The sequence below is a fragment of the Phenylobacterium zucineum HLK1 genome, assembly GCF_000017265.1.
GTDB lineage: Bacteria > Pseudomonadota > Alphaproteobacteria > Caulobacterales > Caulobacteraceae > Phenylobacterium > Phenylobacterium zucineum.
Genome location: NC_011143.1, coordinates 258,851 through 279,908, shown reverse-complemented (window position 1 = coordinate 279,908; position 21,058 = coordinate 258,851). Strand labels below are relative to the sequence as shown.

The following is a 21,058-nucleotide window of genomic DNA, read 5'->3' as shown; positions in this document are numbered from 1 at the left end:
TTATCCCCGATGATCCAGATGCAAGGCGTCAGGCGCCGAACGGCGCCGAGGTCCGCATCAGGCTCGGGGGGGCCGCTCCAAGCGCGACGGGCGCGTCACCTGCGCCCACTGATCGTCCAGCACAGGCCATCCCGCTCGCACCACGGGTACGAGAACCGGCGCCGCCGCCGTCGAAGGCATCGCGAAGGCATGCGCAGCGCAATGGCCCGTGCAGACCATGGCGAAGAGGAGCTTCTTGGGCGCTTCTTGCTTCGACGGCGCGTCGGTGATCTTGAGCGCCTCGACGGCGGCCGGCGCTGCGCCCAGTTCGACCGTCTCGTGCGCGGCCGCGCCCGAAACGATCGTCGTCAGGCACAGCGCAAAGGCAAGCGCCCAGGCCAATGCTAGGCGCATCCACTGATCCTGTCGGACTGGCCGGCCGCGAACGGCTGAGCGCGTCTGCCGCCTGACCACGCGCGGCGCATCCCCCGCCGAAAGGTGGGGGGTTGGCGCGCTTGCCCAGAAGGCTTCGCAGCGGATCGCCGTCCCGATCATCATGGTCTCTATACCGGGCCCACTGCGGAAGGGGAATGTGTTATAGTATCACCCTGCCCGCCGCGGCCTTCGGGCTTGGACTCACGCAGGGCTTGCGCGGTGATCTGCCAAGCCGAGCGCAGGAAGACGGCTGCAAGCAGCACGCCGACAGCAAGGTCCGGCCAACGCGAGCCGGTCAGCGCGACGACCAGCCCGGTCGCCGCGACGGCGACGCACTGGATCAGGTCGTTCCGGGTGCAGAGCCAGACCGAGCGCACGTTCGCGTCGCCCTGGCGGTATCGCACCAACAGCAGGGCCGCCACGAGGTTGGCCGCGGCGCCGAAGAGGCCCAGTCCAGTGATCGCCCCTGCGTCGGGCATTGCGCCCGTCAGGGCGCGCCACACGGCGAAGCCGAGGATCGCCAGCGCCATCACCGCCAAGCTGCCGCCTTTGAAGAGCGCGGCGGCGGCCCGGACCTGCGCGCTCTTGCCGATGGCCCAGAGGCTCAGGGCGTAGGTGCCCGCATCGGCGGCGAAGTCGAGGGTGTTCGCCGCCAGCGCCGCGGAACCCGCCAGCAGAGCGCCCACGGCCACGACGCCGAACCCGATCAGGTTGATCGCGATCACGCAAGCCAGGACCCGCCGATAGGCCGGCGACGCGCCGTCGAAGACCATGGTAGCGCCGCAGCACCCGGCGGAGCCGGCGGCCTGGAGTTGAGCAGGGCCTGAGGAACAGGAGGACATTTCGCCAGCCTGCATCCTCTAGTAGGTAGAGGATCAAGTGCTTATTTGGGCGCCAGGTTTCGGAGCTGACGATGTCGATGATGCCGATCGGTGGCTTGGCGAAGGCCACGGGGGTCAAGGTCCCGACCATCCGGTTCTACGAAGGGATCGGGCTACTTCCCGATCCGGTGCGGACGGCGAACGACCGGCGCGTGTACGACCAGGCGACGGTGGACCGGCTGGGCTTCATCAAGCACGCGCGCCAACTGGGTTTTTCGGTCGAGGCCATCCGCGACCTCTTGGACCTTTCGGATCATCCCAACCGCTCGTGTGAACAGGCAAATGTCCTGGCCGCACAGCAGCTCGAGGCCGTTACGGTGAAGATCCGGCAGCTGCAGGCGCTGCGGGCCGAACTGAAGCGGATGGTGGACTCCGCCTGCCGTGGGCAGGCGGCCGACTGCCGGGTCATCGAGGTGCTCAGTGACCACGCCCTCTGCAAGCACCATGAACCCGATGCCCCGCGGTCCTAGTCCCCTCATCGTCGAGGAGGTCTGCCGCGACGTCGCAAGCCAAGGCCAAGTCACAGCCTCCTGCCGATCGCGATGTCAGCCTTGTCGATGAGCGCCTGTGACCGCTCCACTGTCAACGGGACGCCCGAGGCTCTTGACCACGCCCGCATCGCGCGCATCGACCCCGACCATGGGACTTCGGTCGGCCCCATTCTCTCGGAATTCGGCAGCGAAGCCGGAGAGGACGAGATCGTCGCCGTCGATCCCGTCCGCCTGACGATCGCCATACGACACCACTAGCTCACCGCCTCCGACTGGCCGGCCATGGTCATGACCTTCCGCGCGCGGCGGACACTGGTCGACGAAGCCCGCGTTGGGCGGCGCGTCTCGTTCCGCGTTGTCGTACGCGACGGCGCTGGCGAAATCGTCGACTTCGCCCCGGCCGCAGACCGCTGAAGCGGCGGTCCTACGCCGAGCCCGAAGCGTCGGCATAGCCGGCTCCAGGACGGGGGGCGCCCTGAAGTGTCGGTTTGCGGCGATCAACGGGGCTTGATCGAGGCGGCCGAGGCGGCCGAGGCGGCGGTGCTGGCCCAGAGCGTCCAATCACGCCTATCGTCGGGAAAGAGCCCGAACGCGGACACTATCAGGCCGACGAAGACGATCGGCGCGATAAGAAGGGCGTCGCGCCAGGTCATTGGGCGGCCTCACGGTCATTGTCCGGCGCCTGGGCCTGGTCGTTCGCCGCGATCGCCGGCGCGAGCTCGGCGAGCCCTTTGCGGATGCTGCGCCGGCGGATGCTTAGAAAGGCTTCGGCCAGCTGCGGACCGTTGGGCTCGGCGAGCAGCTCTTCGACGACGCCGGTGAAGGCTTGGGCGTATTGCCGTCCCGTCGGCGTGGCCGGGTCATCCAAGCCCTCGAAAAAATAGGTGATCGGGACCTCGAGGAGCTTGGCGATCGCGTAAAGCTTGGAGGCGCTGATGCGGTTTGCGCCGCGCTCGTATTTCTGGATCTGCTGAAAGGTCAGCCCCAGACGATCTGCAAGCCAGGCTTGGCTGACGCCAAGTTCCCTGCGCCGCAGGCGCACACGTCGGCCGACATGAACGTCAACCGGGTTCGGTGCGTCGATCATTTGTCTCGCGCCTCCTCAACACTGCTCACGCGGTCGCGCTGGACAGCTTTGCTCCAAGTACACTTCGGCGCTCAAGAGACTGCACGTCCCCAGGGTGATTGCCGAGGCGATTAACACGCGGAGGTAAGCGAAAGGCAAACTTTAAGTCATTCCACCATCACTACCGGTCGCTCATCGCCGGGCGCTCATAATGATTGGCTCTCCCCGCGAGTCGTGGGGAGAGATTGTGAGGCTTCAGAAGTCGGTCGGACGCGCCATCCGCATGCACCGGGAACGCGTGGGCCTCACCCAGGCGGCGCTCGCGGAGGCGGTCGGTCTCACCGAGCAATATATCGGGGTGGTCGAGCGGGGCGCCCGCGCGCCGAGCTTCAGGACCTTGGAAGCCCTCGCGCGCACGCTGAAGACGCCGGTGCGAGATTTCTTCCCTCACCCGTTGGCGCAGGAAGAGGCCGACGAGGCGCTCTCGGACGTGATCGGTCTTCTTGCGCCGCTGACGGCCGAGGAACGCGCCCGGGCGCTCAAGGTCCTGCAATCGATGCTCAGCCGGGGCTAGGCTCGCGTCCGGCGCCGGCTCGGAGAGGATTGTTGGTATCGATCAATCGCCAGTGGTGGGAGCACCTGGCCCCGAAGGTCATGCATCGCCGCGTACGCGAGCTGGAGGCGCTGCTGCAGAGCTGGACGCGTTCGAACTACGGGGCCCATTGGCTGGCGTCCGCTCGGCGTGAAGACGGTCTTGTGCGCGTGAAACCAGGGCAGTTCATCCCCGTGGCGCATGTGATCGCCCTGCCGGGGCGCCCGATGTTCGTGGCGCCGCAGGAGCGGCTGCGGCAAGGACATCGGATGGTGGGAAGCTCCGCCATGGCTTCGGGCCGGCCGCTCGAAGACGGCGAACTGGCGCTGCGGCCGCAGATCCGGGTGGACGTCGTCGAGGACCAGGCGCTCCTGACGGCCGCGGCGATGGGCCAGACCTCCGGTCGCGTCGCCGGCGTCAAGGAGCCCGCCACGCTCTTCTCGACGCCGGCGACCTTGCTGCTGGCGCCGAAGACCTGGCCGAAGAAGGCCTATGTGCTCTACCAGCACATCTTCGGCGACGGCGGTTCCTATCCCGACGACGGCTATTTCTACGTCGGCGTCACCACCCGCACCTGGCAGGCGCGCTGGGCCGAGCATCGCAGGGCGATGGAGACCGGCAGTCCCCTGCTCTTCCATCGCAAGCTGCGCGAGGAACTGGCCGCGGGGCGGGTCACCTACATCCATCATAAGGTCATGGGGATCACCGAGGACCTGGAGCAGCTGTACGCCAGCGAAGAGTACCTGGTCGGCGGGCATTGGGAGGACGAGCGGCGGCTGAACATGATCCCCGGCGGCAAATCCGGCCTGAGATACCTGCGGGAGAACGGGATGCTGTCCGAGCGGTTGGTCCCCCTGCCGGACGAACGGGACCGCATCGTCGCCGAGTGGCTGAAGGCGCACCCGCGCAAGGGCCTGCCGGCGCCGTGGGTGTCGGAGAAGTGGAAGGACGACGCCTGGGCCGTGGCGCAAATCTGCGGGCGGGACGGCCGGCTTTCCGTCGAGCAGGTCCGCGCGATCCGCGAGCTGGCGGAAGGCCATTCGGCCGAGGAGATCGCACTGCGCATCGGGGCTCAGAATACGGATCAAGTGCAGCGGGTGTTGGACGGCAAGACCTATACGCGGGTTACGTAGCCAGAAGGGTAGAGGGGGAAGTTTCCCCTGAGCCGGAGCCGGCCGGGCGTCTCCGTCTACCCCTTCTGCGGGGGGCGCCCCCCCAGGCTGTGCCAAAACTCGCCGGCCGCCCTGGCGTGGACGCCGCATCGAGCCGGCCGTTTAGGCCGACGGTGTCAGGCGCGCCGGACCGAAGACATTCACCGCGTGGATGATGTTGAAGGCCAGGATGGAGAGCGCTGCCTCTGCCTTTACTGCTCTGAGGCCGCGGGTAAGGAACCGACCACCTCCCGACATTCGCTTGATCGTGCCGAACGGGTGCTCAACCGTGCATCGGCGCGTCACCATCAGGCTTGGATTGGCGTAGATCCTCGCCTCCATGCGATCGAGCGCCGCCTGGTCGAACAGGCGATGGATCGTCCGTTGGGCGCCCGCTGTGCATCTCGGCTTCAGGCGGCAGTCCCTGCAGGCGGTCGTTCGATATCGGATGGCGCGATTGCGGGTGTGTTTGCCGGAGGGCTTCATCGTCTGACCCGCCGGGCAGCGGATGGTGTCTGACGCCTCATCAAATGCGAACTGGGTCGGCCGAAAGAAGTCGGTGTTCATCGCGCCGCGCTTGATCGGCGCCGCGACCTCGATTCGATCGTGCTCGCACGCCGCTATCGCCTGGGCGTTCGAGTAGCCGCCGTCCGCCAGAACAGTCAGGCGGTCGACCTGCAGCACTTCCATCGTCGCCAGCGACATTGGGTGCAGGAGTTGGCTGTCGTTCGCTTCGTTGGCGACGTCGTGGTGGACGATCAGACCGCTATCTACGTCCACGACGCTTTGCATGTTGTAGCAGGGCATCTTGGGTGAGTGGGCGTAGCCCATCGGCCTCGCGTCGGGCTCGCCGAAGACCAGCACCTTTTCGGCGCGTTCCACCAAGATTTCTTGCCGGCGCGCCAGCCGATCCTTCCGCCGGCTCAACGCGGCGATCGCGTCAGTGAAGGCCTGCCGGTGAACCGGTTGGTCGTCGAAGCCCTGGGTCACGGCTTCGTCCATGGCGTCGAGCCGGTCCAAGTAGTAGGCGATCTCCTTCTCGGTATGTGCGACGTCGCGAGCCAGCCGCTCGGCGCCGGCGATGTTCTTCGGGCTGGCGACGGCCCGCATCTTCGTCCCGTCCAGCGCCACCATCCGGCCGGTGATGAGCCCGCCGTCGAGGCAGAATGCGCATTCCAGTGATCGTGGGCGCTCATTCCACGCGATGGCGGGCGCCTATTCCACGTGATCGTGGGCGGCGCAGTCGGCCGACGTGGGCATGGAGTCAGGCGTTGGTCTGAGCGTCAAGCTCGCGGTGGCCGGAGAGCCGTCGCATGCTGTCGCCGGCGAGGGTCAGCCGGTGAGCGTTGTGCACCAGCCGGTCGAGGATGGCGTCGGCCAGGGTCGGGTCGCCGATCACGTCGTGCCATTGGTCGACGGGGATCTGGCTGGTGACGATCGTCGAGCCGCGGCCCTGCCGGTCCTCGAGGATCTCGAGCAGATCGATGCGCTGGTTGGCGGTAAGCACGGCCAGGCCCCAGTCATCGAGGATCAGCAGATCGACGCGGCTGAGGGTTTTGAGCAGCCCGGCGTGGCGGCCGTCGCCGCGGGCGAGCGCCAGCGCTTCGAAGAGCCGCGGGACGCGCTGGTAGAAGACGGAGCGTCCGTCACGACAGGCCTTGTGGCCAAGCGCGCAGGCGATCCAGCTCTTGCCGACGCCGCAGGGCCCGGTGATCAGGCAGTTCTGATGGCGGTGGATCCAGTCGCCGGCCGCCAGGCGTGCGACGAGCGCGCGGTCCAGCCCGCGCGGCGTACGCAGGTCGATGTCCTCGACGCAGGCGTCCTGCCGGAGCGCAGCAAACTTCAGCCGGGCTGTGAGCCGCTTGGTGTCGCGCTCGGCCGCCTCGCGGTCGGCCATGATGCCGACGCGTTCCTCGAAGCTGAGCGCGGCGAGATCGGGCGCGGCGCGCTGCTCTTCGAAGGCCTTGGCCATGCCGGTGAGGCCGAGCGCGATCAGGCGCTCATGGGTGGGATGGGCGAGCATTGGGTCTCCTGGTTTGAGGATCAGTGGAAGTAGTTGCGGCCGCGGATGTTGCCGTGGCGCAGGGGCTCGTGATCCGGCTCGGGCTCGAGGAAGCCGCGGTCGAGGCCAGTCTGGAGGATCGAGCGGACGGAGCTCGCCGAGCGCGCCTTGATCTGGGCGGCGCGCTGGCAGGCCGCCTCGAGCCGGGCGCGGCCATAGGTCTTCTCCAGCGCGAGGATGCCCATGCAGCTGCGGAAGCCCTGCTCGGGATGCGGCCGCTCGGCCATGATGGCGGAGATCAGCGCCGCCGCGGCGGGACCGATCTTCCCGGCGCTCGCCATCAGCCGCGCCGGCGTCCATTCCGCGTGGCGCCGATGCGAGCTGGGCATGTGCTCGGGGATCGTCGTGTGTCCGCGACGTCCGGGAGATCGGGCGTGGCTGGCGACGCGTTGGCCCTTGTGGAAGATCTCCACCGTGCGCTCGCTGGCCCGCACGTCCACCTGCTCGCGGATCAGCCGATAGGGGACGGAGTACCAGGAGCCGTCGATCTCGACATGGTAGTCGAGCGCCACCCGGCAGATCTTCCATTCGGCGAAGGCGTAGGGCTCGGCCGGCAGCGGCTTCAGCGCCGGGACATCCACCGCCGCGAAGAGCTCCGCGCGGCTCGCGCCGTAGGCGCGCATCACCCGGGCATTGAGCTCTGCGACGAGCTCGGCGATCGCCGCGTTCAGCTCGACCAGGCTGAAGAAGCGTAGGTTGCGCAGCCGCGCCAGGATCCAGCGCTCGGCGAGCAGCACGGCCTGCTCCACCTTCGCCTTGTCACGCGGCTTGTACGGCCGGGCCGGGATCACCGCGGTTCCGTAGTGCCGCGCCAGGTCCTGGTAGGTCCGGTTGATCTGCGGCTCGTAGCGGTCGCCGCGCGCCACGCCGGCCTTGAGGTTGTCGCAGACGATGGTCGCCGGCACGCCGCCGAGGAAGGCGAAGAGCCCGACATGACAACCGATCCAGTCCGCCAAGCCTTCGCTGGGCCGCGCCTCGGCGTAGACGTAGCTCGACGCCCCCATGGCCGCCACGAAGAGCTTCATCGGCCGGGCCTCGCCGGTCTCGGGATCGATCAGCTCGATCGGATCGCCGGCGTAGTCGACGAAGACCTTGTCGCCCGCCAGGTGCTTCTGGCGCATCGTCGGCGATCGCCGCGCCTTCCAGGCTTCATAGTGCTCGCAAAACCAGGCGTAGCCGTACCCATCGGGATGTTCGGCCCGATATTCCTGCCAGAGCAGAGATCGGGTCACGCCTTTGCGCCGCAGCTCTCGGTCCACGGCGGCCCAGTCCGGCTCGGCCCGCGGTGCCTTGCTTGGCGGCGGCCCGGGGAAAAGCCGCCGCTCAAGCACCGTGTCGTCCAAGTCCTCGGGCAGCGGCCAGCCCAGCCCGGCGACTTGAACCCGCTGCAGGTAGTCGCCCACAGCGCCTTTGCTGATCCCCAGCGACGTCGCGATCAGCCTGGTGCTCAGGCCGACCTCGAACCTCAGGCGCAACAACTCTCTTATCCGGCGCATCGACAATCTCTCGGTCGGCATCGGGCCCCCTCTGCTCAGCACAGGGGACCTTTAGCCCTCAGATTGTCGGCCGAACCGCGCTCACCCCCCTCAGATCAGGGGGCGCCCACGATCCCGTGGAATCCGTGCCCACCATCGCGTGGAATTCGTGCCCACCTTGCCGTGGAATTCGTGCCCACGATCGCGTGGAATTCGCAGGCGAGGGCCGGAAGCTCTTCCAGCGTCAGGTTCAACGCCTCGCCGATGGCCACGTCCGGCTCCGGCGGGAGATCGAGAGCTGCCACCTCCTCCACATCGAGCAGGGTCCTGACGACCGCCCCGTCGGCGCGCAGCCTCAACATGGTGATCGACGGGCCGACATAGCGGTCCAGGACCTCCCCTTCCCGCCTCTCGATATAGTCGGCGATCTGGTCGAGCTTGCGCGTTCGCGCCTCGCGGCGCCCGAATTCCCAGAGCTCCAGGTCCAGGACGAACTCGCGACCGTCGACAAAGTCGGCAGGCTCGGAGAAGCCCTCCTCGCGCAGGCGGATTCCGATGCGGTCCCGAGGGGTCACCGCGGCGATCTCTTCGACGCGATTGATGAACCCGCTGTACGCTGGTGAGGCCTGCCCGTCGGGGACGCCCCGCGAATAGGCGGCGAGGCGCTCGCGGAAGCCCCGCAGATCATCCTCGGAAGCGAACAGGACGAGCGTCTTGTCGTCGTCGGTGGAGAGCACCGTCAGGCCGAGCCGCTCCCAGTCTTCCTCCAGCGTCATGCCGTTCATGCGCACGCGCAGGATCAGGGACGGATCAACGAACTCCGGTCGACGGCGGCGCTGCTGTTCTTCCACCGCCGCCGTGAGCTCGGCCTCGAGCCGGCCGCTGTGGTGACCTGGATCCCGCGCGGGCGCGCCCCCGCCGCTTGCGGCGCTCCAGTTGCTCAGGCAGGCGGACGAGCCGCAAGTGGTCGTGTCGCGGCATGCCGGCTTGTTCAGTCCGAGGCCTTCAGGCGCGCCCTTCCGGATCGGCGGCGAACCTCATCGGCGATGGCGCGGCGGAGGTCCTGCTCGCGGACGGTCCTGCGCCGATGGATGACGGCCGACTTGATCGCCTGGACGCAGACGCGCTCGATCTCGGCATAGGAATAGCCTTCGAGCTTGCCCGCTTGGGCAAGCGGGTCGAAGTCGAGGGCCACGTTCTTGAACTTTAGCTGAAGGAACCGCTCGATCATCTGCCGGTCGGGCTTGTCGAACCAGATCACCTCGTCGAAGCGGCGCCAGATCGCCGGGTCGAGCGACTGGTCGAGGTTCGTCGCGGCGATCATGAAGCCCTTGGGACGAATGCGGTCGATGAACAGCAGCAGGCTGTTGACCACACGCCGCAGCTCATTGTGCTCGCTGGTGTCGTCGCGCGACCGTGCGAGTGCGTCGAACTCGTCGAGGAACAGGACGCAGGGCTGTTTCCGAGCGAACTCGAAGATCTTGCGGATGTTGGCCGCCGTCTCGCCGAGATAGGACGAGATCAGCCGATCGATCTTGACCACGTAGAGGGGTAGCCCGAGCTCGGCTGCGAACACCTCCGCGCAGAGGGTCTTGCCGCAGCCGGGAGGCCCGCAGAACAGCAGCTTCGAGCGAACGTCGAGGCCGCGCCGACGGATTTCGTCGCCGCGCCGGAACTCATGCATCAGGTCGACGAAGACCCGCACGTTCTCGTCGCTGAGCACGATGTCATTCTTGTTGTGCTGAGGCTCGATCCGCTCGACGAAATCGCTGGCCGCGTCGGGAAACGGAATGAGCGGCGCCAGCGCCCTCGGGGCGGGCGTCGCAGGCTGGGCGTTATCCAGGGTCTTGCGAAGCGTGCGCGCCAGCACGCGGTTGTTCTTTTGTTCTTCCTCAAGGATGATCTGCTCGGCGACGGCGCGGAACTCGTCGTCCCGGCCGTAGCTCGCCAGCAGTTTCTTCATCAGCTCGCCGCGCGCCATGACGATTCGTCTAAATGCCCATCTGCAGGACGTTAGTGGAATTCCTGACCGCGGACCATTCCGGGCCAGGCCTTAAGATGGCGTCAACCACGCCGGGCCGCGAGGGGGCGGATGGCCGCGAGCCGCAAGGTGATGGGGCTGGCGCGCAGGGCGCGAGCAAATGGGTTCACCTGCGTGCGATAAGGCCCGACGACAACTTCATCCGTCGCCCTGGCGACGTGCACTTGAACCAGGCCAGCCAGGTCCACGGCGGCCTGACCCGGTCTAGAGCCGTGCCCTTGGGTCTTGTTCCAGCGGCTTGGCGTAACGCGTCCAGCTGCAGTTCATGGGCTCACCGTCGTTGCCAGCCTCAGAAACATGCCAAACTTTTCGCATAATAGGAGCGCTTTGCGGATCGGTCTCTCTAACCTATCCCCCAATCCGAGGGATGCAGCTCGCTGGCGCGTATACCTGGCACATTCCCACCATGAGGACACCAGATGCTCCGTAGCCGCCTTGCTGTTGCGATCGCCGCTAGTTCGACCGCCCTTCTCCTAGCTTCTCAAGCCGCCGCCCACGCGAAGCTGGTAAGCTCGGCGCCGGCCGCCGAGACGGTCGTCGCGGCCCCGAAGACCATCAGCCTGACGTTCAGCGAAAAGGTCGTGCCCGCCTTCTCCGGGTTCGACCTGACCATGGTCGAGCACAATATGAAGGTCCCGGTGAAGACTGCCGTGTCGGCCGACGGTAGGACCCTAACGGGGACGCCGCAGGGCGCCTTCATGAAGGGCACCTACAAGGTCCAATGGCATGCCGCCGGCCCCGACGGCCACCGCATGACCGGCGACCTTTCTTTCAAGGTGAACTGAGGCGTGCTCGAGGCCGCGCTCGTCGTCCTGAGGTTCGCTCAGTATACGGGTGCGGCCATCCTGTTCGGCGCCTCGCTGTTCCTCCTCTACGCTTTGCCCCGAGCGGGCGAGCTCGCCCCTCCGGCGCTGGCTTGGCCGCGGGGTCTGCTCGTCGTGGCGACGCTCCTGACACTCGTGGGCGCCGTGCTGGGGCTGATCGTCCAAACCGCCACCATGGCAGGTTCGCTGACGGAAGGCCTCAAGCCCGCGGCGCTCACCTTTGTGGCTGGTGGGACGGGGATCGGCCGCGCGGCGCTTTTTCGGGCCCTCGCGGCCGCCGTCGCGGCTGTTGGCCTCCTTCTCTTTCGGCCGGGCGCCTGGCTCTGGGGGCTCCTCGCGGTCCTCGGCGGAGTGACGACGGCAAGCTGGGCCTGGATGGGCCATGGCGCGGCCACGGAAGGCGCGGGCGCGCTCGTTCACCTAGTGGCGGATGTTGTCCACTCCCTGGCGGCGGGGCTGTGGCTCGGAGCGCTGCCGGCGTTCCTGCTTCTGCTGTGGCGGCCGATGTCGATCGGCGCGGCGGCTGGCCGAGTCGTGCACCGGTCCTTGCATGGTTTCGGCGGCATCGGCGCGACGGCGGTCGCCGCCCTGATCCTCACCGGATTGGTCAACAGCTGGTACTTGGTCGGTCCGTCGAACGTGTGGACCTTGTGGGCGAGCGAGTACGGCCGGCTGCTCTCTGTGAAGCTGTTGCTGTTCGCCCTCATGCTGGGGTTGGCCGCCGCCAACCGCTACCGGCTCACCCCGCGATTGGAAGCGGCGCTCGCCACAGGCTCCGCCGCGGCGGCGGCGCTCGCGGCGCTCCGTCGCAGCGTGATCGTCGAAGCCGGGGCAGGGCTTGGAATCCTGGCGCTCGTGGCCTGGCTTGGGACCCTCGCGCCGCCCTCCGGGGGGTGACGCTTGATGCGCATCAAGGCGCGCCTGTCGCCGAACCGCTAGTGTGTGGTAGATTTTGTGGATCAATCGCTGGCGCGGAGCGCCGTACGTTGAGCTTGACGCGCCTCTTCAGGCAGATCGTCTCGGTCATGGCTTGTCTGGCCATTCTCCTGCTCGCGCCAACGGCGCTCGCGGGGAAAACGGCCATGTCCGAGGGTTCGGCCGCCGCGGCGGCCGACACCCATGCGAACGCGGGATCTCTCGACTGCTGCGACGATCACGCTCCTGTGGTCCCGAGTGGAGGTGACTGCCGCCCCGGCATGGCCTGCCACGCCAGCCCGCCAGCCGTCACCCCACCGTCCCATGTCCTTGGGGAACCGATCCCCGGGCGCATGGTCTATCGACTCGAGCCCGACGACCTCGTGGTCTCCCGGCCCGGCGAGGGGATTCTGCGGCCGCCCCGGGCGCTCGTCGCCTGATCCGCGCCGGCTGATCGACACCGGCTGAGTTCGGGCGCGCCCTGCGGCGCCCGGTGTCACTATCCCAGGAGTCCTGGACATGCCTCCCCTCAAGTGGCTGTGCCCGCTGATCATCGGCGGGGCGGCCGCGGCCTCGGCCCATGCCGGGCCGCTCACCTTCGACGAAGCCGTCGCCCGGGCCGACCAGTCCGCCCCGGCCGTTCAGGCCGCGAACCTACGGGTACGCGGCGCGCTGGCGGCCGCGCCGGCGGCCGGCCAGCTGCCCGACCCCCGCCTTAGCTTCGGCCTCGAGAACGCCCCCGTCAGCGGCCCGATGGCCGGCCGCATGAACGCCGACGAGATGACCATGGCGCGGGTCGGCGTGATGCAGGAACTTCCAAACCGGGCAAAGCGGCAGGCCCGCAGCGCGGTTGCGCAGGCGGGGGTTGGTGCGGCCCAGGCGTCGCGGGACCAGGAGGCGCTCGAGGCCCGCCTCGGCGCAGCCTTGGCCTGGCTGGACCTCCACTATGCTCGCCGGCGGCTGAGCGCGCTTGCCGATGTCGAAGCCTCGCTCGAGCCGCTCTGGAAGACCCTTCCCGCCCGCCTGGCCGCCGGCTCCGCCCGGCCGGGCGAAACTGTGGAGGCCGACCAGTGGCGAGCCGAACTGGCCGATCAGCGGAGCGAGCTTCGCGCCGCCGAAGCCCGCGCGCGGGCCGAGCTTGCGCGGTGGGTGGGCGATCCGGCGGCCGAGGCGGAGGGCCCGCCGCCGGCGTTCGCCATCGACGGCGCGGCTCTGGCTGCGGGGATGGAGCGGCACCCGGCCTTGCGCGAAGCGGCCGCCGAGCGTGTCCGCGCCGAGGCGGAGCTGGCCGCCGCCAGGGCGGACAAGCGTCCCGACTGGGCCGTCGAAGCTGCTTACCAGCGCCGCGACCCGGCGTTCGGCGACATGGTCTCCGTTGGCGTCACGGTCAGCTTGCCCCTGTTCGCCAAGCGGCGGCAGGACCCGGTCGTCGCCGGACGCGTCTCCGACCTGGCGGCCGCCCGCGCCCAGACTGAGGCCGCGCGGCTTGAGCTGGAGGCTCGGCTGAAGTCGGAGCTCGCCGACTATGACGCCCGCCGCGAGCGGCTCGGCCGTGCGCGCGAGGCCCTGCTCCCGCTGGCGCGCAAACGCGCCGACCTGGAGGTCGCCAGCTACGCGGCCGGCTCCACCGGCCTCGCCGAGGTGCTGATGGCCTTCGACAGCCTCGCCGACGCCAAGCTCGACGAGATCGCCCGCGAAGCGGAGCTGGCGCGCGTCGCCGCCCGCCTTGCCCTCACCTACGGGACCCCTGCCCCATGAGCGCCTTCAATCTCTCCCGCAATACCCGCCTCGGCCTGATCGCCGGCGCCATCGCGCTCGCCGGCGGCGCCGCGGGGTTCGGCCTCGCCCGCCTGCAAGCGCCCGCGTCCCAACCGGCCCAGGCGGAGAGCGGCCGCAAGATCCTCTACTGGTACGACCCGATGCTGCCGGGGGAGCGATACCCTGGCCCAGGCAAGTCCTCCATGGGCATGGAACTGATTCCCAAGTACGCGGACGAAGCTGGCGCGGACGCCGCCGCAGGCGTGAGCATCGACCCTTCGCGGGCGCAGGCCCTCGGCGTCCGTCTGGCGACGGTGGAGCGGGCAAGCATACCCGGCGTCCTCACTACGACCGGGCTGATCGGCTTCAGCGAGCGCGACATCACCATAGTCCAGGCGCGGGCCGCCGGCTTCGTGCAGCGCGTGTACGCGCGGGCGCCGGGCGACGTGGTCGCCGCCGGCGCTCCGCTTGCCGACCTCCTGGTCCCGGAGTGGGCCGGCGCCCAGGGCGAGTTCCTGGCGGTGCAGCGTGCGGGCGACCCGGTCCTGGTTCGCGCGGCCCGTCAGCGCCTGGAGCTTCTGGGAATGCCGCCAAGCCTCATCGCGACCGTCGAGCGCACCGGCCGCGTCCGCAACGTCATCACCATCACCACCCCGACGGGTGGAGCGATCAAGACACTGGGCGTGCGCCAGGGCATGAGCGTGACGGCCGGCCAGACCCTCGCGGAGGTGAACGGCCTCGCCCGAGTGTGGCTCAACGCCGCGGTGCCCGAGGCGGAGGCCAGCGAACTGCGGCCGGGCCAGCTGGTTTCGGCGACTTTGGCGGCCTATCCCGGCGAGACCTTCCGGGGGCGGGTCAGCGCCATTCTGCCGGAGGCGCAGAGCGAGAGCCGGACGCTTGCGGCGAGAATCGAACTGCCCAACCCACGCGGACGGCTGCGACCGGGAATGTTCGCGACTGTCCGCTTCGACGGCCCCGAAACCCCCGCGATGGTCGTGCCCACCGAGGCGCTGATCCGCACGGGGCGCCGCACCTTGGTGATGGTCGCCCGCGACGGCGGGCGGTTCACGCCCGCCGAGGTGCGCACCGGCCGAGAAGGGGCCGGCAAGACGGAGATCCTGGCCGGCCTCTCGGTCGGGGAAAAGGTGGTGGCCTCCGGTCAGTTCCTGATCGACTCCGAGGCGAGCCTGGCCGGCGTCGAGCCGCGACCCGCCGCGCCCGCTCCGGCGCAAGCTCACGCCGCCCCCGTCCTCCACCGGTCAACCGGGCGCGTGGAGCAGATCTCGCCGCAAGCCGTGACCCTCTCCCACGCGGCCATACCCAGCGCCGGCTGGCCGGCCATGACGATGCAGTTTCCGCTGGCGCGCCCTGAGCTTGCGCAAGGGCTGCGGGTCGGCGACCGCGTAGCGTTCGGGTTCGAGGAGACCCCGAGGGGCCCGGTCGTACGAGAGCTCGGAAAGGCGGATGCGCAATGATCGCCGCCATCATTCGCGCATCCGTGCGCGCCCGCTTCTTTGTCCTGCTGGCGGCGGCGGCCCTGCTCGCCGCCGGCCTGTGGGCGGTGCGGTCCACGCCGGTGGACGCCCTTCCCGACCTGTCCGATGTGCAGGTGGTGATCCGGACGTCCTATCCGGGCCAGGCCCCGCAGATCGTCGAGAACCAGGTCACCTACCCGCTCACCACCACCATGCTCTCGGTGCCGGGGGCCAAGACGGTGCGCGGCTACTCCTTCTTGGGCGACAGCTTCGTCTATGTCCTCTTCGAGGACGGGACGGACCTCTACTGGGCCCGCTCGCGGGTGCTGGAGTACCTCAACCAGGTCCAGTCGCGCCTGCCTGAACAGGCGAGGTCCTCTCTCGGCCCGGACGCCACGGGCGTGGGTTGGGTGTTCGAGTACGCCCTCGTCGACCGCAGCGGCCGCCACGACCTCGCCCAGCTGCGCGGCCTGCAGGACTGGTTCCTGCGTTACGAGCTGAAGACTCTTCCTGGGGTCGCGGAGGTGGCCAGTATCGGCGGCATGGTGAAGCAGTACCAGGTGGTGCTCGACCCGGTGAAGCTCGCCGCCTACGGGGTCACCCATCAGCAGGTCACGGAGGCTCTTCGGCGCGCCAATCAGGAGGCGGGCGGGTCGGTGCTCGAGCTCGGCGAGGCCGAGTACATGGTCCGCGCCAGCGGATATCTGAAGACGCTCGAGGACTTCGAGGCCGTTCCGCTGAGGACCGCCGCCGGCGGCGTGCCGGTCCGGCTGGGCGACGTGGCTTTCGTGCAGCTGGGGCCGGAGATGCGCCGTGGCGTGGCCGAGCTCAACGGTGAGGGCGAGGTGGCCGGCGGCGTGGTGATCCTGCGTTCCGGCAAGAACGCCCGCGAGACCATCCAAGCCGTGCGCGGCAAGCTCGAAGAGCTGAAGCGCAGTTTGCCTCCAGGGGTGGAGGTGGTGACCACCTACGACCGCTCGCAGCTGATCGACCGGGCGATCGCCAATCTTAGCCAGAAGCTGCTCGAGGAGTTCGTCGTGGTCGCCATCGTCTGCGGCCTGTTCCTTTGGCACGCCCGCTCCGCGCTGGTCGCCATCCTCACCCTTCCCCTCGGGGTGCTCTTCGCCCTGATCGTCATGCGGATGCAGGGGGTGAACGCCAACATCATGTCCCTGGGCGGTATCGCCATCGCCGTCGGGGCCATGGTGGACGCCGCCATCGTGATGATCGAGAACGCCCACAAACGGCTGGAAGGCTGGTCCCACGCTCATCCGGAGGAGACGCTCACGTCCGCGCAGCGGTGGCGCTTGATCACCGAGGCCGCGGCGGAAGTGGGGCCCGCGCTGTTCCTGAGCCTGGTGATCATCACCCTGTCGTTCGTGCCGGTGTTCGCCCTGCAGGCGCAGGAAGGGCGACTCTTCGCCCCGCTCGCCTTCACCAAGAGCTATGCCATGGCGGGCGCGGCGATCCTCTCGGTGACCTTGGTCCCCGTGTTGATGGGATACCTGATCCGCGGGCGCATCCCGCCCGAGGAGAAAAATCCCGTGAACCGCTGGCTGACCCGCGCCTATCAGCCCGCCATCGACTGGGTGCTCCGCAGGCCGCGCACGGTGTTGCTGATTGCGCTGGCGGTCTTCGCCACGACTGCGTGGCCGGTGAGCCGCCTCGGCGGCGAGTTCATCCCTCCGATGGACGAGGGCGACCTGCTCTACATGCCCTCCGCCCTGCCCGGCCTCTCCGCGGCCAAGGCCTCGGAGTTGCTGCAGCAGACGGACCGCTTGATCAAGACGGTGCCCGAGGTGAAGACCGTGTTCGGCAAGGCGGGCCGAGCCGAGACCGCCACCGATCCGGCGCCGCTGGAGATGTTCGAGACCACCATCCAATTCAAACCGCGCGGTGAGTGGCGGCCCGGCATGACGCCAGAGAAGCTGGTGGAGGAGCTGGATCGGGCCGTCCAGGTCCCCGGCCTGGCCAACGTTTGGGTCCCGCCGATCCGCAACCGGATCGACATGCTGGCGACTGGCATCAAGAGCCCGATCGGCGTCAAGGTCTCCGGACCCGACCTTGCGCAGCTGGACCGCGTCGCCGCTCAGGTGGAGGCGGTGGCGCGCCGCACGCCGGGGGTCAGCTCGGCCCTGGCCGAGCGGCTCACTGGAGGGCGATATGTGGACGTGTCGATCGACCGTTCAGCGGCGGCTCGCTTCGGCCTTAACATCGCCGACGTCCAAGAGATCGTCTCGGGGGCCGTGGGCGGCGAGACCATCGGCGAGACGGTGGAGGGGGTGGCGCGCTACCCGATCAGCGTGCGCTACCCGCGCGAGCTGCGCGACAGCCTGGACGGCCTGCGGAGCCTGCCTGTCCTGACGCCAGCGGGACAGCAGATCACCCTGGGCGCCGTCGCCGACATCCGCGTCGCCGACGGACCCCCGATGCTGAAGACCGAAAACGCCCGGCCCTCCACCTGGATCTATGTGGACGTGCGAGGCCGTGACCTCAACTCCGTGGTCAAGGACCTGCAGCAGGCGGTCGCCAAGGAGGTCAAGGCGCCGCCTGGCGTCTCGATCGCCTACTCCGGCCAGTTCGAATATCTCGAACGCGCGGCGGAGCGGCTGAAGCTGGTCGTCCCGGTCACTCTGGCGATCATCTTCGTGTTGCTCTACGTGACCTTCGGCCGTTTCGACGAGGCGGCGTTGATCATGCTCACCCTGCCTTTCGCCCTCACCGGCGGCGTCTGGACCCTTTACCTCCTCGGCTACGAACAATCGGTGGCCACCGGCGTCGGCTTCATCGCGCTGGCCGGCGTGGCGGCGGAGTTCGGGGTCGTCATGCTCATCTATCTTAAGCATGCGCTGGCCGAGCGAGGGCCGCGGCCGGACGCCGCCGATGTAGAGGCGGCGATCCGCGAGGGCGCTTTGCTCCGCGTGCGGCCGAAGGCGATGACTGTTGCGGTGATCTTGGCAGGCCTCTTCCCGATTCTCATCGGGCACGGCGCGGGCTCGGAAGTGATGAGCCGCATCGCGGCCCCGATGATCGGCGGCATGCTGACGGCGCCGCTTCTGTCTATGTTCGTCGTACCGGCAGGATACCTCCTGCTTCGGCGTCGACGCCCTTCCAGAACTTCAATCCTCAAAGGAGATCCCCAATGAAGCGCATCTACCTGACCGCCGGCGCGCTCGCGATCGCAGGGACCCTGGCGGCCTGCGGGCAGAAGTCCGATGCGACCGCGGAGGCGCCGTCCGGGAACTCCGCGGCGGCGCCGGCGCCCGCGGACGGCAACATGGCCGGCATGAACATGGCCTCTTCCGAGGCGGCGAAGACTGCGAAAGGCGCCGGGACGGTGACCGCGGTCGATCCGATGGCCGGGACGATCACGGTGGCCCATGGCCCGATCGCGGAGGCGGCCTGGCCGGCGATGACCATGGCCTTCAAGGCCGCCCCTCCCCTGGTTCAGAGCGTCAAGGCCGGCGACAAGGTCGCCTTCGACCTTACCCTCAAGGATGGCGGCGGCGAGATCACCGCCATCAGCAAGCAGTAAGACATGCGGGAGGCAGCCCGGTCAGCGTGATCGTTCGACTTTGGCCAGCGGCCTCCCCGCTTTCCACCTCGTCAGGTGGGCCGCGCCGGCGGGACCGATCCGGCGGCGATGAAGCGCCCTTGGCAGGCTAGAAACTGGTCCGCAGCCCCACTCGAACAGAACGCGGCGCGCCCGGCAGGATGTTGTTGTCGCCGTGGCTGGTCGGAAAATAGTCCTTGTCGAAGACATTCTCCACGTTGAGCTGGGCCTCGAGGCGTTCCTGTAGGCGCACGAACAGAGCAGCGTCCGCGCGGGTGAAGCTCGGCAGCTTCACGGCGTTGCTGATCGAGGTGTAGACATCAGTCTGGTGGATGACGCCCAGACCGACGCTGAACATCGGCGTCAACTCGACCTTATTCCAAAGCGAGAAGGAGTGCTCGGGGACGAGCGGAACCTGGCGTCCGCGCGGCGCGGCGGCTGTCGTCCGGGTGATCTCCGCCTCCTGGTAGGCGTAGCCGCCGAGCACCTGCCAGCGGCTGGTGACCTGACCCGTGATGCTGGCCTCGAAGCCCTGCGAGCGCTGCTCACCCGTCAGCAGGAGGCGGTTTGGGTTGGCCGGGTCCGGCGAGGTCGTGTTGGTACGGTCGAGCTGGTAGAGCGCGGCCGTCAAAATCACGACCGGGCTCGGCTGCCACTTCAAGCCGACCTCGTAGTTCTTGAACTCTTCGGGCTCGAAACCAGCCGTGCTGGCCGTCAGAGAGCTGAACTGCTCTCCTGAGCTCGGCAGATAGGAAACGCTGTAGCTGGCGTAGAGCGAAAGCGCTCCGACCGGCTTGTAGACGAGGCCGAAGCGCGGGGACCAGAGCTTGTCTTTGCGCGAGAAGCGGGCGGGGCTGCGGTTGTCGCGGTAATCGAGATCGAAGCTGTCGTAGCGGAGCCCGAGCACGAGCTGGAGCTCGGGCGTGATCTCCACCTGATCCTGCATGTAGAGCGCTGCGGCGTTGGCGACGACGTGATTGTTCGCATCAGAGCCGTTGGGCCGGTAGGCGATCGGAACGCCGCCTCGGGTCGGGCTGGCCAGCGACACCGGCATGTTCAGGCTGGTGCTGTTGAAGAAACCGGTCAGGCGAACATTGTCCGATACCTGGCGCCCGAGCTCGGCGCCCATGAGCAGGGTGTGGTTCAGTCCCGCGACGTCGGCCTTCAGCACGAGATCCGTCTGATTGAACAGGTTTTCGCGGTCGCTTCGGCTATTGTATGCGGCAAGGTTGACCATACCGTTGGATCCGACTGCGCCGCTCGGATAGACGTTCTGATAGAACTTGTCGTAGTCGCCCCAGAGCGTGCGATTGCGCACCACAAGGTCCGGCGTGAGCTGGTATTCGACCGCCAGGTTCAGCAGGTCCACCCGCGTCGCGGCGAAGCTCTGGTCAGGGTCGCCAAAGAAGGCGCTGCGCCGGGCGGCGGACGGTCGGCCCGCTTGCGATGGAATGCCGCGGTCGACGGTCCGATCGTCCTCGAAGTGCTCGTAGGAGGCGACGACGGTCAGCCGGTCGTCGCGCCAGCCGATCGAGGGGTTGAGGCCCCAGCGCTCAACCTCGACGAAGTCGCGATAGCTCTCCGCGTTTTCGTGGACCCCGACGATCCGGCCCGAGAAGCCGCCGGCCAGCGGTTGGCCGACGTCGGCGGTGAAGCGGCGAAGACTATAGGATCCGAGTTCGACCGCCGCTTGGCGTTCCGTCGCCCAGTTGGCCTTCTTCATCACGCGGTTGATGATCCCGCCGCCGCCGCCGCGGCCGAAGATCATCGCATTCGCGCCCTTCAGCACCTCGACCCGCTCGACATTGTAGAGGTCTCGGAAGTACTGCACGTCGTCGCGCACACCATCGACGAAGAAGTCAGCCGTCGTGGAGTTGCCGCGGAGCGTCGGGGCGTCGCGGTGGCCTTCACCTTGCCCGCTCGTGACGCCAGGCACGTAGCGAACCACATCTGCGATGCTGCGCATCGACTGATCCCGAATGGCTTCGTCTGTGATGATCGTGACCGATTGGGGAACATTCGCCAGCGGTGTGTCGGTCCTGGTGGCCGTGCCCGTGCGCTCGACCTTGTAGGCGTCGTCCTGCGGAGCCACGACCGTTAGTGAGGAGACTTGCGGTGAAGTTAGCGTGTCCGTTGCGCCGGCCGACGTTCCGGCAAGGACGAGCACCAGCGGTGCGGCGGCGGCCAGATAATGTGCGCGTCGGCCCTTCATGCTCCCCATCCATATTGCAAATGCGAAGCGTTCCTAACCTCTGGCCCTGCAGATGGCAATGAGAATGAGTCGCAAGTACGAGCCTAGCCACGCAGCCGACTACCGACCGCGCGCAGATGTACCTGCGCACGGTCGTAAGTGCGCTTTC

21 protein-coding genes and 1 pseudogene are annotated in these 21,058 nt (G+C 68.2%); 12 read left to right on the top strand and 10 right to left on the bottom strand.

The features are described from left to right. Nucleotides 1-57 precede the first annotated feature (57 nt). Nucleotides 58-537 (bottom strand): hypothetical protein, encoded by a 480-nt coding sequence (locus PHZ_RS20840; protein WP_012520477.1) that lies wholly within the window; start codon nucleotides 535-537, stop codon nucleotides 58-60. 5 nt (nucleotides 538-542) lie between these two features. Beyond that, on the bottom strand, nucleotides 543-1,187 hold the full coding sequence (locus tag PHZ_RS20835; RefSeq protein WP_148217047.1) for a cation transporter: 645 nt from the start codon (nucleotides 1,185-1,187) through the stop codon (nucleotides 543-545). 146 nt (nucleotides 1,188-1,333) lie between these two features. Here PHZ_RS20835 and PHZ_RS20830 point away from each other — a divergent pair, with 146 nt between their 5' ends. The 3 genes from PHZ_RS20830 to PHZ_RS23870 all read left to right on the top strand — a co-directional run bounded on the left by PHZ_RS20830 (nucleotide 1,334) and on the right by PHZ_RS23870 (nucleotide 2,200). Further along, the gene (locus tag PHZ_RS20830; protein ID WP_041374603.1) at nucleotides 1,334-1,765 is read left to right on the top strand and encodes a MerR family transcriptional regulator; all 432 of its coding nucleotides are present in this window, start codon (nucleotides 1,334-1,336) and stop codon (nucleotides 1,763-1,765) included. Nucleotides 1,766-1,852: 87 nt separating this feature from the next. After that, nucleotides 1,853-2,044: a hypothetical protein gene (locus tag PHZ_RS20825; protein WP_148217046.1), complete on the top strand. Its 192-nt coding sequence runs from the start codon at nucleotides 1,853-1,855 to the stop codon at nucleotides 2,042-2,044. Between the two features lie 24 nt (nucleotides 2,045-2,068). After that, a complete protein-coding gene (locus PHZ_RS23870; protein ID WP_083771053.1) occupies nucleotides 2,069-2,200 on the top strand; it encodes a hypothetical protein in 132 nt (43 codons plus the stop codon). An 83-nt stretch (nucleotides 2,201-2,283) separates the two neighbouring features. On the opposite strand, the gene PHZ_RS23315 is transcribed toward PHZ_RS23870, so the two are convergent. After that, nucleotides 2,284-2,439, bottom strand: coding sequence for a hypothetical protein (locus PHZ_RS23315; protein WP_187149122.1), 156 nt, complete (start codon nucleotides 2,437-2,439; stop codon nucleotides 2,284-2,286). Continuing rightward, nucleotides 2,436-2,873, bottom strand: a complete 438-nt coding sequence (locus PHZ_RS20820) for a helix-turn-helix domain-containing protein (RefSeq protein ID WP_012520472.1) — start codon at nucleotides 2,871-2,873, stop codon at nucleotides 2,436-2,438. The genes PHZ_RS23315 and PHZ_RS20820 overlap by 4 nt, the downstream gene beginning before the upstream one ends. A gap of 277 nt (nucleotides 2,874-3,150) precedes the next feature. Between PHZ_RS20820 and PHZ_RS20815 the strand changes: the two genes are divergently transcribed. Together PHZ_RS20815 and PHZ_RS20810 are read left to right on the top strand one after the other, a co-directional pair. Further along, nucleotides 3,151-3,426 (top strand): helix-turn-helix transcriptional regulator, encoded by a 276-nt coding sequence (locus PHZ_RS20815; RefSeq protein ID WP_236611934.1) that lies wholly within the window; start codon nucleotides 3,151-3,153, stop codon nucleotides 3,424-3,426. A gap of 29 nt (nucleotides 3,427-3,455) precedes the next feature. Continuing rightward, nucleotides 3,456-4,577 carry a GIY-YIG nuclease family protein gene (locus PHZ_RS20810; RefSeq protein ID WP_012520470.1) on the top strand — a complete coding sequence of 374 codons (1,122 nt, stop codon included), beginning with the start codon at nucleotides 3,456-3,458 and terminating at the stop codon, nucleotides 4,575-4,577. Between the two features lie 141 nt (nucleotides 4,578-4,718). Here PHZ_RS20810 and PHZ_RS20805 read toward each other — a convergent pair. The 5 genes and pseudogenes from PHZ_RS20805 to PHZ_RS20785 form a co-directional block, all read right to left on the bottom strand. After that, nucleotides 4,719-5,762 (bottom strand): annotated as a pseudogene (locus PHZ_RS20805) (transposase); the annotation flags it as partial. 97 nt (nucleotides 5,763-5,859) lie between these two features. Then, nucleotides 5,860-6,618, bottom strand: a complete 759-nt coding sequence (gene istB / locus PHZ_RS20800; RefSeq protein ID WP_012520260.1) for an IS21-like element helper ATPase IstB — start codon at nucleotides 6,616-6,618, stop codon at nucleotides 5,860-5,862. Nucleotides 6,619-6,638: 20 nt separating this feature from the next. After that, the gene (gene istA / locus PHZ_RS20795; RefSeq protein ID WP_012520261.1) at nucleotides 6,639-8,174 is read right to left on the bottom strand and encodes an IS21 family transposase; all 1,536 of its coding nucleotides are present in this window, start codon (nucleotides 8,172-8,174) and stop codon (nucleotides 6,639-6,641) included. A 74-nt stretch (nucleotides 8,175-8,248) separates the two neighbouring features. Then, nucleotides 8,249-8,983 (bottom strand): hypothetical protein, encoded by a 735-nt coding sequence (locus PHZ_RS20790; protein ID WP_148217045.1) that lies wholly within the window; start codon nucleotides 8,981-8,983, stop codon nucleotides 8,249-8,251. 140 nt (nucleotides 8,984-9,123) lie between these two features. Further along, complete coding sequence (locus PHZ_RS20785) at nucleotides 9,124-10,113, bottom strand: AAA family ATPase (RefSeq protein WP_041374509.1); 990 nt, start codon at nucleotides 10,111-10,113, stop codon at nucleotides 9,124-9,126. A 479-nt stretch (nucleotides 10,114-10,592) separates the two neighbouring features. Here PHZ_RS20785 and copC point away from each other — a divergent pair, with 479 nt between their 5' ends. From copC to PHZ_RS20750, 7 genes are all read left to right on the top strand, one after another. Further along, nucleotides 10,593-10,958 carry a copper homeostasis periplasmic binding protein CopC gene (gene copC, locus PHZ_RS20780; RefSeq protein ID WP_012520467.1) on the top strand — a complete coding sequence of 122 codons (366 nt, stop codon included), beginning with the start codon at nucleotides 10,593-10,595 and terminating at the stop codon, nucleotides 10,956-10,958. Between the two features lie 3 nt (nucleotides 10,959-10,961). Further along, nucleotides 10,962-11,894 (top strand): copper homeostasis membrane protein CopD, encoded by a 933-nt coding sequence (gene copD, locus PHZ_RS20775; protein ID WP_012520466.1) that lies wholly within the window; start codon nucleotides 10,962-10,964, stop codon nucleotides 11,892-11,894. Nucleotides 11,895-12,079: 185 nt separating this feature from the next. Further along, nucleotides 12,080-12,352, top strand: a complete 273-nt coding sequence (locus PHZ_RS20770; protein WP_148217044.1) for a hypothetical protein — start codon at nucleotides 12,080-12,082, stop codon at nucleotides 12,350-12,352. Nucleotides 12,353-12,431: 79 nt separating this feature from the next. Continuing rightward, entirely contained in the window at nucleotides 12,432-13,670 is a 1,239-nt protein-coding gene (locus PHZ_RS20765) for a TolC family protein (protein WP_012520465.1), read from the top strand. Beyond that, nucleotides 13,667-15,145 carry an efflux RND transporter periplasmic adaptor subunit gene (locus PHZ_RS20760; protein ID WP_012520464.1) on the top strand — a complete coding sequence of 493 codons (1,479 nt, stop codon included), beginning with the start codon at nucleotides 13,667-13,669 and terminating at the stop codon, nucleotides 15,143-15,145. Before PHZ_RS20765 ends, PHZ_RS20760 begins: the two co-directional genes overlap by 4 nt. Continuing rightward, complete coding sequence (locus tag PHZ_RS20755) at nucleotides 15,142-18,291, top strand: efflux RND transporter permease subunit (RefSeq protein ID WP_012520463.1); 3,150 nt, start codon at nucleotides 15,142-15,144, stop codon at nucleotides 18,289-18,291. The genes PHZ_RS20760 and PHZ_RS20755 overlap by 4 nt, the downstream gene beginning before the upstream one ends. Further along, nucleotides 18,288-18,680 carry a copper-binding protein gene (locus tag PHZ_RS20750; RefSeq protein ID WP_012520462.1) on the top strand — a complete coding sequence of 131 codons (393 nt, stop codon included), beginning with the start codon at nucleotides 18,288-18,290 and terminating at the stop codon, nucleotides 18,678-18,680. Before PHZ_RS20755 ends, PHZ_RS20750 begins: the two co-directional genes overlap by 4 nt. A 127-nt stretch (nucleotides 18,681-18,807) precedes the next feature. Here the strand turns inward: PHZ_RS20750 and PHZ_RS20745 are convergent, their stop codons facing one another. After that, nucleotides 18,808-20,910 carry a TonB-dependent receptor gene (locus tag PHZ_RS20745; protein WP_012520461.1) on the bottom strand — a complete coding sequence of 701 codons (2,103 nt, stop codon included), beginning with the start codon at nucleotides 20,908-20,910 and terminating at the stop codon, nucleotides 18,808-18,810. Nucleotides 20,911-21,058 lie beyond the last annotated feature (148 nt).